Origin of the sequence: Comamonas trifloxystrobinivorans (assembly GCF_043359985.1) — a bacterium.
In the GTDB taxonomy this organism is placed as follows: Bacteria; Pseudomonadota; Gammaproteobacteria; order Burkholderiales; family Burkholderiaceae_C; genus Comamonas; species Comamonas trifloxystrobinivorans.
In genome coordinates this window covers 136,103-148,925 of sequence record NZ_JBHZGV010000007.1, presented here as the reverse complement: position 1 = coordinate 148,925, position 12,823 = coordinate 136,103, and the positions used below count along the sequence as shown (strand labels likewise).

General features: G+C 63.8%; 14 protein-coding genes. 5 read left to right on the top strand and 9 right to left on the bottom strand.

The window, feature by feature from the left end; all coding sequences use genetic code 11:
* Positions 1 to 146 precede the first annotated feature (146 nt).
* The 5 genes from ACFIQF_RS09945 to ACFIQF_RS09925 all read left to right on the top strand — a co-directional run bounded on the left by ACFIQF_RS09945 (position 147) and on the right by ACFIQF_RS09925 (position 3,386).
* Complete coding sequence (locus ACFIQF_RS09945) at positions 147 to 428, top strand: type II toxin-antitoxin system TacA family antitoxin (RefSeq protein WP_393942406.1); 282 nt, start codon at positions 147 to 149, stop codon at positions 426 to 428.
* The gene (locus tag ACFIQF_RS09940; RefSeq protein WP_393942404.1) at positions 425 to 922 is read left to right on the top strand and encodes a GNAT family N-acetyltransferase; all 498 of its coding nucleotides are present in this window, start codon (positions 425 to 427) and stop codon (positions 920 to 922) included. Before ACFIQF_RS09945 ends, ACFIQF_RS09940 begins: the two co-directional genes overlap by 4 nt.
* Positions 923 to 1,122: 200 nt before the next feature.
* A complete protein-coding gene (locus ACFIQF_RS09935; protein ID WP_393942402.1) occupies positions 1,123 to 1,953 on the top strand; it encodes a MetQ/NlpA family ABC transporter substrate-binding protein in 831 nt (276 codons plus the stop codon).
* Between the two features lie 144 nt (positions 1,954 to 2,097).
* Complete coding sequence (locus ACFIQF_RS09930) at positions 2,098 to 2,391, top strand: hypothetical protein (protein WP_393942401.1); 294 nt, start codon at positions 2,098 to 2,100, stop codon at positions 2,389 to 2,391.
* A gap of 158 nt (positions 2,392 to 2,549) precedes the next feature.
* Positions 2,550 to 3,386, top strand: coding sequence for a MetQ/NlpA family ABC transporter substrate-binding protein (locus tag ACFIQF_RS09925; protein ID WP_393942400.1), 837 nt, complete (start codon positions 2,550 to 2,552; stop codon positions 3,384 to 3,386).
* Positions 3,387 to 3,411: 25 nt separating this feature from the next.
* Here ACFIQF_RS09925 and ACFIQF_RS09920 read toward each other — a convergent pair whose 3' ends face one another.
* The 9 genes from ACFIQF_RS09920 to ACFIQF_RS09880 all read right to left on the bottom strand — a co-directional run bounded on the left by ACFIQF_RS09920 (position 3,412) and on the right by ACFIQF_RS09880 (position 12,616).
* Positions 3,412 to 4,617, bottom strand: a complete 1,206-nt coding sequence (locus ACFIQF_RS09920) for a leucine-rich repeat-containing protein kinase family protein (RefSeq protein WP_393942399.1) — start codon at positions 4,615 to 4,617, stop codon at positions 3,412 to 3,414.
* A 60-nt stretch (positions 4,618 to 4,677) separates the two neighbouring features.
* Positions 4,678 to 5,064, bottom strand: a complete 387-nt coding sequence (locus ACFIQF_RS09915) for a copper-binding protein (protein WP_393942398.1) — start codon at positions 5,062 to 5,064, stop codon at positions 4,678 to 4,680.
* A gap of 24 nt (positions 5,065 to 5,088) precedes the next feature.
* The gene (locus tag ACFIQF_RS09910; RefSeq protein ID WP_393942397.1) at positions 5,089 to 5,595 is read right to left on the bottom strand and encodes a DUF411 domain-containing protein; all 507 of its coding nucleotides are present in this window, start codon (positions 5,593 to 5,595) and stop codon (positions 5,089 to 5,091) included.
* A gap of 17 nt (positions 5,596 to 5,612) precedes the next feature.
* On the bottom strand, positions 5,613 to 7,004 hold the full coding sequence (locus ACFIQF_RS09905) for a multicopper oxidase family protein (RefSeq protein ID WP_393942396.1): 1,392 nt from the start codon (positions 7,002 to 7,004) through the stop codon (positions 5,613 to 5,615).
* A 1-nt stretch (position 7,005) separates the two neighbouring features.
* Positions 7,006 to 8,451, bottom strand: coding sequence for a TolC family protein (locus ACFIQF_RS09900; protein ID WP_393942395.1), 1,446 nt, complete (start codon positions 8,449 to 8,451; stop codon positions 7,006 to 7,008).
* Positions 8,448 to 8,711 (bottom strand): hypothetical protein, encoded by a 264-nt coding sequence (locus tag ACFIQF_RS09895; protein WP_393942394.1) that lies wholly within the window; start codon positions 8,709 to 8,711, stop codon positions 8,448 to 8,450. Before ACFIQF_RS09895 ends, ACFIQF_RS09900 begins: the two co-directional genes overlap by 4 nt.
* A gap of 188 nt (positions 8,712 to 8,899) precedes the next feature.
* Positions 8,900 to 9,376, bottom strand: coding sequence for a hypothetical protein (locus ACFIQF_RS09890; protein ID WP_393942392.1), 477 nt, complete (start codon positions 9,374 to 9,376; stop codon positions 8,900 to 8,902).
* A gap of 70 nt (positions 9,377 to 9,446) precedes the next feature.
* Positions 9,447 to 11,474, bottom strand: a complete 2,028-nt coding sequence (locus ACFIQF_RS09885; protein ID WP_393942390.1) for a diguanylate cyclase domain-containing protein — start codon at positions 11,472 to 11,474, stop codon at positions 9,447 to 9,449.
* Between the two features lie 377 nt (positions 11,475 to 11,851).
* A complete protein-coding gene (locus tag ACFIQF_RS09880; RefSeq protein ID WP_393942632.1) occupies positions 11,852 to 12,616 on the bottom strand; it encodes a sulfite exporter TauE/SafE family protein in 765 nt (254 codons plus the stop codon).
* Positions 12,617 to 12,823 lie beyond the last annotated feature (207 nt).

Genomic DNA, 12,823 nt, shown 5'->3' with positions numbered 1-12,823 from the left:
GTGTGAGCAGTCCGGCTGGGAGTCGTCTCAGCAACGCAAAAATAGTACTTGGAGCCAATGGCTTGATGGTTTGGGCGAAACGGCAAAAAACGCTGCCTTGATTTGTACGGCATTTTGCCGTATTCTTGCATCTGGAGGACAATACCATGCCCGCAGTCAGCTCTACCGCCCGTCTCGAAGCCCGAATCACCACCGATCTGCATTCTTTACTCAAGCGTGCCGCCGAACTTCAGGGGCGCACCATGACCGATTTCGTGGTGTCTGCCGTTCAGGATGCCGCGCAGCGCGCCATTGAGCAAGCCGAGGTCGTCCGCCTGTCGTTGGCCGATCAGGAATGCTTTGCACAAGCCCTGTTATCTCCACCGAAACCGACCCCGGCCTTGGAGCGTGCTTTCGCTCGTCGCCGTAAGCTCCTGCGCGCTGAATGAGTGAGGCACCATTCCAGCTCGCGCAGCTGGATGCTGCCCATGATCGCGCCGCGTTCAGCAGCGATTCGGAGGTGCTGAACCGTTACCTGCGGGAACAAGTCAGCCAGGACATTCGCCGCCGTGTGGCGGCTTGTTTCGTGGCCTTGGCGGATGGGCAGCGCATCGCTGGCTATTACACCTTGGCTTCCGCCAGCCTGCTCTTGGCCGATCTTCCAGCCAGCACCGGCAAGAAATTGCCGCGTTATCCGACTGTGCCTGCTGTACGCATGGGGCGTTTGGCTGTTGATCAGGCGTTCAAGGGCCAAGGTCTTGGCGGCGCATTGTTGGCCGATGCACTCGATCGCGTCGCACGCTCGGAGATTGCCGCCTTCGCCCTGATGGTGGACGCCATAGACGAGACAGCAGCGGCCTTCTACCGGCATCACGGTTTCATCGCCTTGCCAGACTCGCCGCTCACCCTGTTCCTGCCGTTGGCGACGGTTAAGCGTACTTGAACGCGCGCTTGCGTCCTTCGATAACGCAATCCATGCATTGCGCCAACGGCTGGCATAAACGCGCAGCGCTGCATCAGCGCTTCATACTCCGCAGGCATATGGATTGGAGAATTTATTCGTTGTGATTGGAAAGCCGCCCGCCGATACTGCCTGCACCATTCAACCAATGACAAGGTGCACTGCACCAGGAGGCTTTTGACATGACGACCCGTTTTATGAACCGCCGCTCTTTGCTCGCCGCGACCGTTTTGGCCGCTGCATCGCTGGGGCTGAGTGGGCAAGTGCTGGCGCAAGATGCCAGCAAGAAGCAGCTGGTGATTGGCGGCACGGCGGGCTCGAACATTGACCAGTTGCAAGCGGGCATTGTGCCGCTGCTGCAGAAGAAAGGCTACAAGGTCAAGCTGGTGGAGTTCAACGACTATGTGCAGCCTAATCTGGCGCTGGCCGACGGCTCGCTCGACGCCAATTTCTTCCAGCATGAGGTGTATTTCAACCAGTTCAAGGGCGACCGCAAGCTTGACCTGACCGCGCTGGTGCAAGGCCCGATCGCGCCGATGGGCGTGTACAGCAAGCAGCGCAAATCGCTGGCCGAGCTGAAAGAGGGAGACAAGGTGGCGCTGCCCAATGACCCGAGCAACCTGGCGCGCGGTATTTTGCTGCTGCAGCAAGCGGGCCTGGTAAAGCTGAAGGAGGGCGTGAACCCGCTGCGCGTCTCGGAGCTGGACCTGGCCGAGAACCCCAAGAAAATCAAGCTGGTGCCGCTGGACGCTGCGCACCTGCCGCGCTCGCTCGATGACGCGCAGTTCGCCATCATCAACGGCAACTTCGCCATTTCTTCGGGCCTGAAACTGAGTGATGCCGTGCTGCTGGAGAAGACGCCCGAGCACTACCTGAACATCGCCGCCGTCAAGACCAAGGACAAAGACAGCCAATGGGCCAAGGACTTGGCCGAGGCTTTCCGCTCGAACGAGTTCAAGGCCGTGGTGGATACGAAATTTGCCGGTTACGCCAAGCCTGCGTTTTTGCAGTAAAGCCAGCTAGGCTTTAGCGATCAGGACCGAGGACCGCTTGCGGTCCTTTTTTTGTCAGCGCTTCATGCAGAGAAAGCGGATGCATACCGCCATTTACTACTGCTGCCAACGCAGTTAAACCCAGCGGCGTAGAGTGCGGCCGCTATGGCCGATACCTACGAGAACATCATCACCGCGATCCACGAGCACTGGAAGGCCCACGACAACGCTTACCCGCAAGCGATTGAGCTGACCGATGCCACCTGGCACGAGGTGAACGCGCTGCGCAAGCTGATCAATGATTCGATGGCATTCTCGCTCAAGCCGGGTTGGGAAAAAGTGCTGCACGGCGTGCCGCTGGAGAGCGGCGCGAGCGTGGATGCGGTGCGCGACATGGACGGCCAGCATTTGCCGCTGCCTGCGCCAACACCTGCCAGCGTTGCTCCGGCCAAGGCTTGAGAAAATTCACGCCTAACCCAGCGCATATGCCGTTTTGCGCATTTGCTGATGGCCAATCAGTCTGAAGCTGCAGGTGCAATTGGGTGCATACTCAACCAATTGCGGTAGTGGACGCTCTTGTGTCCGCTGCCTTGTGCTTGGCTTTTGAGGAGTGATTCATGTCTGCAGGTTTTTCTTTTGCTGCTGGCCGCCGTGCGCTGCTGGCCTCGGCGGCTGTGTTGGTGCTGGCCAGCGTGGGCACGCCCGCCATGGCGCAAGATGCGGCCAAGAAGCAGCTGAAGATTGGTGCCACCGCTGGTTCCAACTACGATTTGCTGCAAAAGGGCATCGTGCCGCAGTTGGAGAAGAAGGGGTACCAGATCAAGCTGATCGAGTTCAACGACTATGTGCAGCCCAATCTGGCCTTGAGCGATGGTTCGCTGGACGCCAACTTCTTCCAACACCGCGCTTACTTTGACCAGTTCACCGCCGACCGCAAGCTGGCGCTGACAGCAATTGCCCAAGGCCCGGTGGCGCCCATGGGCGTGTACAGCACCAAGCACAAGAATCTGGACGCCGTGCCCAATGGCGCCAAGGTGGCTTTGCCCAACGACCCGAGCAATCTGGCTCGCGCGCTGCTGGTGCTGCAGCAAGCCGGTTTGGTGAAGGTGAAAGAGGGCGTGAACCCGGCCCGTATTTCGGAGCTGGATTTGTCGGCCAACCCGCACAAGCTGAAGTTTGTGGCTCTGGAGGCAGCGCAACTGCCGCGCGTGCTGCAAGACGCGGATTACGTGGTGGTGAACGGCAATTTCGCCATTTCTTCGGGCCTGAAGCTGAGCGAAGCCGTGGTGTTGGAGAAGACGCCCGATCAGTACCTGAACGTGGTGGCGGTGAAGACGGGCAACGAGAAAGCCGCCTGGGCACAAGACCTGGCCGCTGCCTACAAATCGCCCGAGTTCAAAGCCGTGGTGGACAGCCAGTTTGCCGGTTATTCCAAGCCCGCTTTTCTGAAGTAAAGCCCAAGCTCAGAAGTGTCAGGTTTCAGGCGATACGCGCCTGTACCTCGGCCTCCAAATGGCGCAGTGCACGCAGTTCCATCTGCTGCAGCTGCGCCATTTGCGTTGCAGGCAGCTCGTGCAACAGGGCGGCCGCGCCCAGGTCGCTCAACACCGCTTCGCCGGTGGCGGGGTTCCACAAAGTGTTGTGCGCGTACAAGTCGCCGTGCAACATGCCGCGTCGATGCAAATGCGCTACCGCGCTGCGAATGCTTTGCAGCAAGCGCGTTGCGGCGGCAGGCGAAAAGCGCGCATCGGGCGCATACACATCGCGGGTGCAACTGGCCATGCTGGGTGGCCCGGCCAAGGTTTGCAGGCCGGCTGGCAACAGCGGCAATGCCATGGCCAGCTTGCCTTGCGGCTGGCCACGCACGGCGGCAAGCGGTGTCAGCAGATGCGGGTGCTGGCCGGCAAACAGACCGGCGGCCAGCTCGGATTGCGGCGTGCCGTCGCTCGTCTGGCCGGCTTTGAAAACTTTGAGCGCAACATCTGCGCCACTGGCCCGCGTAGCACGGTAGATGTGGCCGCTGGCGCCTTCGCCCAAGAGCTCATGCACTTGCAGGCTGGCGTGCTCCATGGCTGCAGCCGCGCTGCCGGCCAAGGCTTGCTCTTCGCTGTGGCGAGTTAACGGGTTGCCAGCCAGGGCCAACCAGGCCAGTGTGGGCAGTTGCAAAACCACCTCAGGCAAGGCGGTGAAGCGGTTGCTGGATATGCGCAGCAGCTCCAGCTTGCTGCATTGCGCCAGGCTGGCGGGCAGTGCTGCCAACTGGTTGCAGGCCAGCATCAGCTTTTGCAGGCGCGGGCGCTGGCCCAGCGTGGGCGGCAGTTCGCTGAGCTGGTTGTCCGTCAAGATCAGCCAGCGCAGTTGCTGCGGCAGGCTCTCGGCGGCAACTTCACGAATCTGGCAGGCCTTGAAACCCACCATCTCCAACTGCGGCATGCGGCCCAGCACACGCGGCAGCTCGCGGAACGGGTTGTTCGATGCGAACAGAATGCGCAGCTTGCCAAAGCGCGTCAGATCGTCGGGCAGCTTGCTCAGCTGGTTGCCCGAGAGATCGAGCACTTCCAGCGTATCGGCCAGTTGGTAGAGCTGCTCGGGGAAGCTGCTGAGATTGGCGCGCAGTTGAACGCGCTGGGCGCCACGCAGCGCACCGCTGCGCAACTGCGCATCCAGTTCTTGAAGACTTTGCATGGCTGCAGAGTGTAAGTTGTGCGGCCATGCAAGCTGAGCAAACCGTAGCGCAAGCGGCGCTTACTTGGCGAGTTCGATTTGCGTAATCACCAGCGCGCCGTTGTTGTCTTCGGCATGGAAGCGCACTTTGTCGCCCGCTTTGTATTGCGCGGCCTGGGCCTGGGTGGCGTCTTTCAGGCTGAAAACCATGGTCATGGCGGGCATGTTCAGGTTTTGGATGTCTTCGTGGCGAATGGTGAGTTTGCCGCTACGGGCGTCGACGCGGGTGATTTCGCCGGCAGTCATGACCGCTTCGGTCGAACTGGTGGCTGGCGCAGCTGCAGGTGCCGAGCTGGCGGCGGCTGCGCCATGGCCAGCATGGGCAGAGTGGTCTTGCGCCAAGGCGGGGGCGGCCAGCGCCAGGCTGAGGCAAAGGGTGGCGATGCTGTTGGGGATCAGGTGTTGCATGGGGTTCTCCAAATTGTTGAGGGTTCAGCCGCGGTAGCTGGTGAAGACGCTGGTGCTGACGTCGTTGTTCATCAGGTTTTTGCTGACCAGCAGCACGTCGTACGGGTCTTTGCGACCACCGTAGGCCGGGCCGTCCATGCCGGGGCTGCCAACGGGCATGCCGGGCACGGTGATACCGAGCGCTTTGGGCTTTTCTTGAAGCAGTTTGCGCACATCGGCTGCGGGCACATGGCCTTCGACCAGGTAGCCGCCAACCACGGCAGTGTGGCAAGAGCCCAGGCGGGCGGGCAGGCCGAGCTGGGCGCGCACGGCGTTGTTGCCGCTGTTGTGCACGGTGATGGCAAAGCCGGCTTTTTCCATCAGGTCGATCCAATCCTGGCAACAGCCGCAGTTGGGGTCTTTCCAGACCTCCATGGGCGTTTTGGCGGGTGCTTTTGCAGCTTGGGTTGCCCAAGCTGGCAAGGCCGCCAGAGCGGCGGCTGAGGCCAGCAGTTGCAAGGCGTGACGGCGGGTGGTGGTGTTGGTAGACATGCTTTCTCGCTCTCTGTTCAGTGGTGTTCGTGGCCGGTCGCGGCCTTGCTGCTGGGCTTGTGCACGCTGGCAGCGCTGGGCGCCGTGCCTGGCGTGGTTTGGCGCGGGGCTTGCGCGGCGAGCGGCGCGCCTTTCCATTCGTAAGCCGTGGTGCCGGGCGGTTGCTGGTACCAGCCCGGGTCGCTGTAGTCGTTGGCGGCCTGGTTTTTGCGCACCTTGAAGGTGGTGAACATGCCGCCCATTTCGATGTTGCCGAAGGGGCCGCGGCCGGTCATCATCGGGAATGTGTTGTCGGGCAGCGGCATTTCCATGGCGCCCATGTCACCCATGCCGCGCTCGCCCATGAGCATGTAGTCGGGCACGATTTTCTGGATCTGGCTGATCAGGCCGCGGTGGTCCACGCCAATCATGGTGGGCACGTCGTGCCCCATGGCACCCATGGTGTGGTGGCTTTTGTGGCAATGGAAGGCCCAGTCGCCGGGCTCGTCGGCGATGAGCTCGATTTGGCGCATCTGGCCCACGGCGACATCGGTGGTCACTTCGGGCCAGCGGGCGCTGGGCGGCACCGGGCCGCCGTCGGTGCCCGTGACCTCGAACTCGTGGCCGTGGATGTGGATGGGGTGGTTGGTCATGGTGAGGTTGCCCACGCGGATGCGTACGCGCTCGCCTTGGCGCGCCACCAGCGGCGTGATGGCGGGGAAGGCGCGGCTGTTGAAAGTCCAGATGTTGAAATCCGTCATCTCATTGACGCGCGGCGTGGCCGTGCCGGGCTCGACCGCATAGGCGCTCAGCAAAAAGGCGTAGTCGCGCTGCACCTCGGCAATCAGCGGGTGTTTGGCCTTGGGGTGGGTGATCCACAAGCCCATCATGCCCATGGCCATTTGCACCATTTCGTCGGAATGCGGGTGGTACATGAAGGTGCCGGGGCGGCGCGCCACAAACTCGTAGACAAAGGTTTTGCCGGGCGGAATGTGCGGCTGGTTGAGGCCGCCCACGCCGTCCATGCCATTGGGCAGGCGCTGGCCGTGCCAGTGGATGGTGGTGTTTTCCGGCAGGCGGTTGGTGACGAAGATGCGCACGCGGTCGCCTTCGACCACTTCGATGGTAGGCCCGGGCGACTGGCCGTTGTAGCCCCACATGTTGACGAAGAAGCCTGGCGCCACTTCGCGCACCACGGGCTCGGCCACCAGGTGGAACTCTTTGACGCCGGCGTTCATGCGCCAGGGCGCAGTCCAGCCGTTGAGCGTGACCACCGGGTGGTAAGGGCGGCCGTTGGGCGGCAGCAGCGGCGCAGCGGTGTCGGCGCTGGCTTGGCTGGCGGGCTCGGGCAGCGCGGCCAGGGCAACCCGGCTTACGCTGGCGGCGGCTACGGCTGTAGCGGCACCGCTGAAGAATTGTCGGCGTTGCATATCAGTGGCCTGCCTCGTTGTTGGCAGCCGGGGCTGCAGTGGTGGTGGAGCTGGCGGCGGTGCTGGTGCTGCCTGCGCTGGCGCTGGTCAAAGCCAGTTGCAGATCGGTGTCGGCGAGCCAGAAATCGCGCTGCGCCTCGGTGGCAGTCACCACGGCTTGCGTGGTGGCGCGGGCCTGGGCCAGCAGTTGCCAGACGCTGATGAACATGCCGTTGTAGCGGTACACGCTTTCTTCTTGCATCTGCTGCGCCAGTGGCAAGACCTCGGCTTTTTGTTGCTGCGCCAGGTCGTAAGCGGTGCGGTAGGCGAGCCAGCTGCTGCGTGCTTCGCTGCGGGCGCGGATGGCTGTTTCGCGCAACTGCGCAGCGCTGCGCATGGCCTGGTTGCGCGCCATGCCTTGCGCGGCAAAGCCCCAGTCGAACAAGGGCAGCGGCACTTCCAGCTCCCAGCCCCGGGTTTTTTCGCTGTGGCCGCTGGCACGCTCGGTGCTGGTGTTGTGGCTGTAGGTGAGGCCAATGTCGCCAAAGAGGGCGCCGATGGTGGCCCAGCCTTGGCGGCCGGCGGTCACGTCCAGATCGCGGCGCATGGCTTGCAGATCGAGGCGCTGGCGCAAGGCCGTGGCTTCGACGTCGGCACCGTCGCGCAGTTGCTCAGCAGAGGTGGGCAATGCCGGTAGTTGCTCGGGCAGTTGGAAAGCCAGTTGCTCGCCCCACAAACCCATGCGGCGCGCCAGTTGCTCGCGTTCCAACTGCGCGTTCAGGCGGGCCCGGGCCAGCTGGGCGGCAGCTTGCTGTTGTTGGGACAGCTCGCGTGCCTGGTCCAGCTTGCTGAAGTTGCCGACTTGCGCCATGCGCCGTGCCAATTCGCCACCCAGGGCAGCGGCCTCATGCATGCGCTCGTTGGCCGCCAAAGCTTGCTGAGCAGATACCGCACGCAGCCAGGCACGGCGTGTGTCGGCCGCCAATTGCAGCACTTGCTGCGCCGCTGTCAGCTTGGCCTGCTCCAGCTGCCAGCCTTGCCACTGGCTGCGCCATGGCAAGGTGATGAGTTGTACCAAGCCAAAGCTGAGCTGGCGTTCAATCTCGCGCTCATGGCCGTTGCGGAAACGACCAAAGGTGAAGCTGGGGTTGGGCAGGCTCAGCGCTTGCACGCGATCGGCATCGGCAATGCCCAGCTGGGCCAATTGCGCTTGCAGGGCGGGGTTGTTCAAGAGCGCGATGCGCACGGCGGTGTCGGCGTCCAGCGGCGCTTGCAGCCAGGTACTGATCTGCGTTTGCGCGCTTTGCTGGGCGGCAGCGTCAGCAGAGGGCAGTTGTGCATCGGCTGGCAAGTGGCGCTGTACTTGCTGGGCAACATCGCCGCGCAATCCGTCGGGTGCCACGCTGGCGCAGCCTGCCAGTAGCAAGGCAGCGCCCAGCAAGCTGAGTCGGGGGAGCAAGCGTGTCATGGCCGGCCTCCGTGGTGATGGGCTGGCGCTGGTGGATGGGTGCCGGGCGTGGCTGGCGCTTTGCCGCTGGCCTGGGCTTTTTCCCACTGCACCACGTCGGCATGGCCGCGCGGAAACTCAGCCACTGCTGCGTTGGCAGCACGCCAATCAGCGGGGTGGCTCACCAGGCTGCCGCTGGTGGGCAAGGGTGGGTGGTGCAAGGGCGCGCTGGGCGCAGCCGGGCTGGTGACCAGCGCTGGGCTGGCTGTGGTTTGGGCCACCAGCGGTAAGCCGAAGCTAGCCAATAGTGCGGCCAGGCAGCAGCGGGCAGCGCGGCCCCTGAAGGGTGATGAATGCGCTTGGCGCATGGGCGATTCCTGTCGTCAAAAACCAAGTTCGCGGCCGCTGGGCACAGCGGGCTGGCGCCTAGGCGCAGCCTGCTGCCCGAATTGCGGACGCAGCTAGGGTGTCAGACGAGGGAAATCGGTGGTTTGGCGACGGGTGCCGACCAGGCGCTGGCAAAGCGGGCGTCGCCAGCCAGCGCCAAGCTGTGGCTGGGAGCCAGTGCCGGCAGCGCGGCCAGGCCAGCCAAGCCTACGGGCGAGTGGCAAATGCCGCAAGCCGAGCAGACCGCGCCGTGAATGCCGCTGTCGCCACAAGCGCTGTTGTCAGCTGGAGCGCAGTGGCTGGCTGGTGCGTGTTTGGCTTTTTCGGTTTGGTGGTGCGCGGCTGCGTCGCTGTGCGCGATTGCTTGCTCAGCCGGTGCTGCGGAATGTGCACCAGCATGGCCGTGGTGGCCTGCATCGGTGTCGGTTGGTGCCGCCTGGTGTGCACTGTGCGCAGCCTCTGGCATGGCCGGAGCCACGATGCCCATGGCCATGGCGTCGCCCAGCAGGCCGCGCAGGACCAGCGTGAGGATCAGCAAACAGGACAAGAGGGCGCGCATGGCTCAGTGGGAGAGTGATAGACCGATAAAGTTCCGCGAGCAGTGTACGCCAAGGCGCGAGCTCGAAATTTCAAGCCACCAGATCGGGCGTGTAGAAGACGTAGCGTCCTCGGCCCTGGTTCTTGGCTTCGTACAGTGCTATGTCAGCTTCGCGCAGCAGGCGGTCTGGGTCGAGGGTTTGCGACTGGCCTACGTGCAGGGTAATGCCGACCGAGACGCCGATGTTGACGCGCTGGCCTTCGATAAAGTAATCGGCGCTCAGCACCTCGATCACGCGCTGCGCCAGGCTGGCGGCGGCTTGCGGCGATGAGGCTTTTTGCACGATGCAGAACTCGTCGCCACCCAGGCGCACCACCAGATCGGTGTCGCGCAGCAGGCCGCGCAGGCGCTCGGCCACCGAGCACAGCAGGCTGTCGCCAGCGGCGTGGCCCAGCGTGTCGTTGACTTGCTTGAAGCGGTCCAGATCGAGGTAGAGCAGCGCCCCCGAGGTGCGCGTGTTGCCAGCGCCGCCAACGTTGCTGATGTGGTCTTGCAGCAGGCTGCGGTTGGGCAGGCCGGTGAGCGGGTCGTGGTGCGCCAGGTAGGCCACGGCGGCCTGGGCGCGTTTGCGGTCGTCCACGTCTTCGAGCACGCCCAGCCATTCGTGGATGTGCTGCTCGGGGTTGAGAATGGCGGCGCCGCGCGCACGCATCCAGCGCCACTGGCCGTCGTGGGTGCGCAGGCGCAGCTCTACATCGAGGGTGTGGTCGGGGTTGGCTAGCAAATGGCTGGCCTGGCGGCGCAGGTCGGCCACATCGTCGGGGTGGACGCGGCGCAGCCAGGCAAAGCCCAGGGCGTTTTCGTCGGGGCTGCCGACAATGGCTTTCCAGCCGAGCATGGAGGTGGCGCGGCCGCTGGCGTCCAGCGTCCATAGCACGGCGGCTCCGGCATGGGCCAGGGTGCGCGAGCGTTGTTCGCTGACGGCCAGCGCATTGGCGATCTGGCGCTGGTCTGCCAGAGCCGATTCCAATTGGGCGCGGGCACTGGCCAGGCTTTGGCGCAGCACTTCGTACTCTTGCACCAGCAGCATTTGCTGGTCGTCCGTTACCGGCAAATCGTAGGCAGCGCCGCTGCGCGTGGCTTCGGTGAGCTGGCGGATGGGGCGCAGCAGCTGGCGCGAAACCCAGGCGCACAGCAGCACGGCCACCGTCATGGCGAGCACGCTGACCAGCACGATGTTGAACATGGGCTTTTGCCAGCGCGAGTTGAAGGCCTCAAGCGGCTCCCCCGCCACCACCACCCAGCCGGGCGTGCCGATGATCTCGTGGAAAGCAAAGATCACCTTGCCTTTGTCAGCCCGCTCGGCCTCAAAGGTGCCGCTGGTGGTGCCCAGGCTTTTGAGATTTTTCCAATCGGGCACGGGCGTGCCCACATAGCGCTCCACTTGCACCGAGCGCGCCAGGATGCGGCCGGTGCCGTCGGTCACCGCAATCAGCACGCCTTGGGCCGAGCTGTCTTGCGCGGCGCTCACCAGGTGCTTGGGCGTGGTGGTGAGCATCAGCACATGGTCGTCGGTCTTGCGCATGCGCACGGCAATGGCGACACGGGGCTGGTCGCCGTGGAAATACAGCTGAGAGAACACCGGCTTGTCGCTGGCCAGCGCTTGCTGCGTCAAGCCGGGCGGCACGTAGCGCGTGACATGGGTGTTGGCCGAGACCAGTTGCGGCGAATCGGAATCGGGCGAGGTGACGATGAGCACGCTGTCGGCGCTCATGCCGGTGAGCGACAGCCATTTGGCCAGCGCCTCGGAGTCGGCCGAGGCCGCATCGGCCGCGTAGGCCTGCAGCATGGCGGCGCGGCTGGCCAGATCGTTCTCGATGGTGTGGCCGAGGTTGTTGGTGGTGTCCAGCAGGCGGTGCAGGCTGCTGTCGCGGTACGAGCGCGCCACATGCTGCACGGTGTAGATGCTGGCCACCAACACGGGCAGGGCGGCTGCCAGCATCATAGCCACCAGATAGGTGCGCAAACTGCGCGCTCGCCACACCGGCGCCACCTGGGGGCGCGCGGCAGCGGCCTCGTTGGGGCGGCTGCGGTAGGTGTTGGCGAGCGGTGTGGACATCCGGTGGCTTGGTTACAAAGCTATGGTGTGCAAGGGGCTGGAAATGAAACTCTATTATCCAATCTGTCGCTAGTTGTTTCAATGCCCTGGCGTGTTTCTTACATTTGTTGAAGGAATCTGGCGCAGACAAAAGCCTCGAAACGGGCTGCAAAGCCTTCAGGCATGGAAAACCTGCTTAGCCTAGCGCGGTTTTTGGGGGCTGAAGCCGGATTTTCCCGGCCAAGGCGCTTATTCATTGCGGTATGCGGTGCTGTCTTACAAGCCCATTTGCACGCGCAAGCAGGGGGCAGACCGTTGTGTGGATATTGCAAGCAAGCGCATATGGCGCCAGGGTTTTTGCAACAAATGGCAGGCCCGTGGTGCGGTAAGTGGGTGGTTTAGCGGCCGCTCCAGGCCGATAGCAGCATGGCGGCACCGGCCAGTGTGAGCAGCCCCAGCACCACGCGGCGGAAAGTCACATCGCTGATGCGCTGATACAGCCGCCCGCCCCAGATCGAGGGCAGCAGCATGGCCGGCAGCGCCACGGCAAACAGCGGCAGCATCCGGGTGGTGACAAAGCCTGTGCCCAGGTAGCTGGCAAAGGTGACGGCCAGCATGGTGAGGTTGAAGTTCTGGATCACCTGGCGCTGCGTGTCGCGGGCCATGCCGCTGACCTGGCACCACAAAGTAGGCACCACGCCAGAGAAGCCGCCAAGCGCGCCCATCACGCCGCCCGCCAGCCCGGCCACGCCATTGGCCACGCGGCCCAGCGGCCCTTGCATGCAAGGCCAGTCGCTCAGGCGCGGCAGCTTGTGCGCCAAGGCCATCACCGGGCAGAACACCACCAGCAGACCGCCCAGCACGGTTTTGAACAAATGCGCGTCCAGCAAGGGCAGCAATTGCAGCCCCAGCGGCAGCCCGCACAAACCGCCCAGCAAAAACGGCCACAGCAGCCGCCAGTCAAACCCGCGCCGCATGCTGAAAGCCTGGATGATCTGGCCGGTGAGCCCGCCGAACACCGCCAGTGCTGCGGCCAAGGTAGGCTCCAAAGTCCAGGCCCACAGCGCCATCGCCGTCATGCTGTAACCAAAGCCCGACAAGCCTTGCACAAAGCCCGCCAATGCGGCGCCGATGATGATGACGGTGATTTCCATGGCAGGCAGCGGGTGCGTGGTGGCCGCTGGCAGTGTTGAGATGCGGGGAGGGCGAGTGCCGTGATCCAGGTTGGCAGGCGATGAGCGCCTGCTGGTTTGGGGGCGCACGAGTATCGCACTGGTGGGGCTGGTGGTGCTGGGGTGCGGGCGCTTGTGCGACTGGGGTGGTCAGGCAAAGGCTGCCTGAGTTCAGCCTGGTGGTGAGGCTTGGTATGG

What these genes read in the sequence shown, in the direction of transcription:
- ACFIQF_RS09945 (WP_393942406.1), top strand. Translation starts at nt 147, where the DNA reads ATGCCCGCAGTCAGCTCTACCGCCCGTCTCGAAGCCCGAATCACCACC.
- ACFIQF_RS09940 (WP_393942404.1), top strand. Translation starts at nt 425, where the DNA reads ATGAGTGAGGCACCATTCCAGCTCGCGCAGCTGGATGCTGCCCATGAT.
- ACFIQF_RS09935 (WP_393942402.1), top strand. Translation starts at nt 1,123, where the DNA reads ATGACGACCCGTTTTATGAACCGCCGCTCTTTGCTCGCCGCGACCGTT.
- ACFIQF_RS09930 (WP_393942401.1), top strand. Translation starts at nt 2,098, where the DNA reads ATGGCCGATACCTACGAGAACATCATCACCGCGATCCACGAGCACTGG.
- ACFIQF_RS09925 (WP_393942400.1), top strand. Translation starts at nt 2,550, where the DNA reads ATGTCTGCAGGTTTTTCTTTTGCTGCTGGCCGCCGTGCGCTGCTGGCC.
- ACFIQF_RS09920 (WP_393942399.1), bottom strand. Translation starts at nt 4,617, where the DNA reads ATGCAAAGTCTTCAAGAACTGGATGCGCAGTTGCGCAGCGGTGCGCTG.
- ACFIQF_RS09915 (WP_393942398.1), bottom strand. Translation starts at nt 5,064, where the DNA reads ATGCAACACCTGATCCCCAACAGCATCGCCACCCTTTGCCTCAGCCTG.
- ACFIQF_RS09910 (WP_393942397.1), bottom strand. Translation starts at nt 5,595, where the DNA reads ATGTCTACCAACACCACCACCCGCCGTCACGCCTTGCAACTGCTGGCC.
- ACFIQF_RS09905 (WP_393942396.1), bottom strand. Translation starts at nt 7,004, where the DNA reads ATGCAACGCCGACAATTCTTCAGCGGTGCCGCTACAGCCGTAGCCGCC.
- ACFIQF_RS09900 (WP_393942395.1), bottom strand. Translation starts at nt 8,451, where the DNA reads ATGACACGCTTGCTCCCCCGACTCAGCTTGCTGGGCGCTGCCTTGCTA.
- ACFIQF_RS09890 (WP_393942392.1), bottom strand. Translation starts at nt 9,376, where the DNA reads ATGCGCGCCCTCTTGTCCTGTTTGCTGATCCTCACGCTGGTCCTGCGC.
- ACFIQF_RS09885 (WP_393942390.1), bottom strand. Translation starts at nt 11,474, where the DNA reads ATGTCCACACCGCTCGCCAACACCTACCGCAGCCGCCCCAACGAGGCC.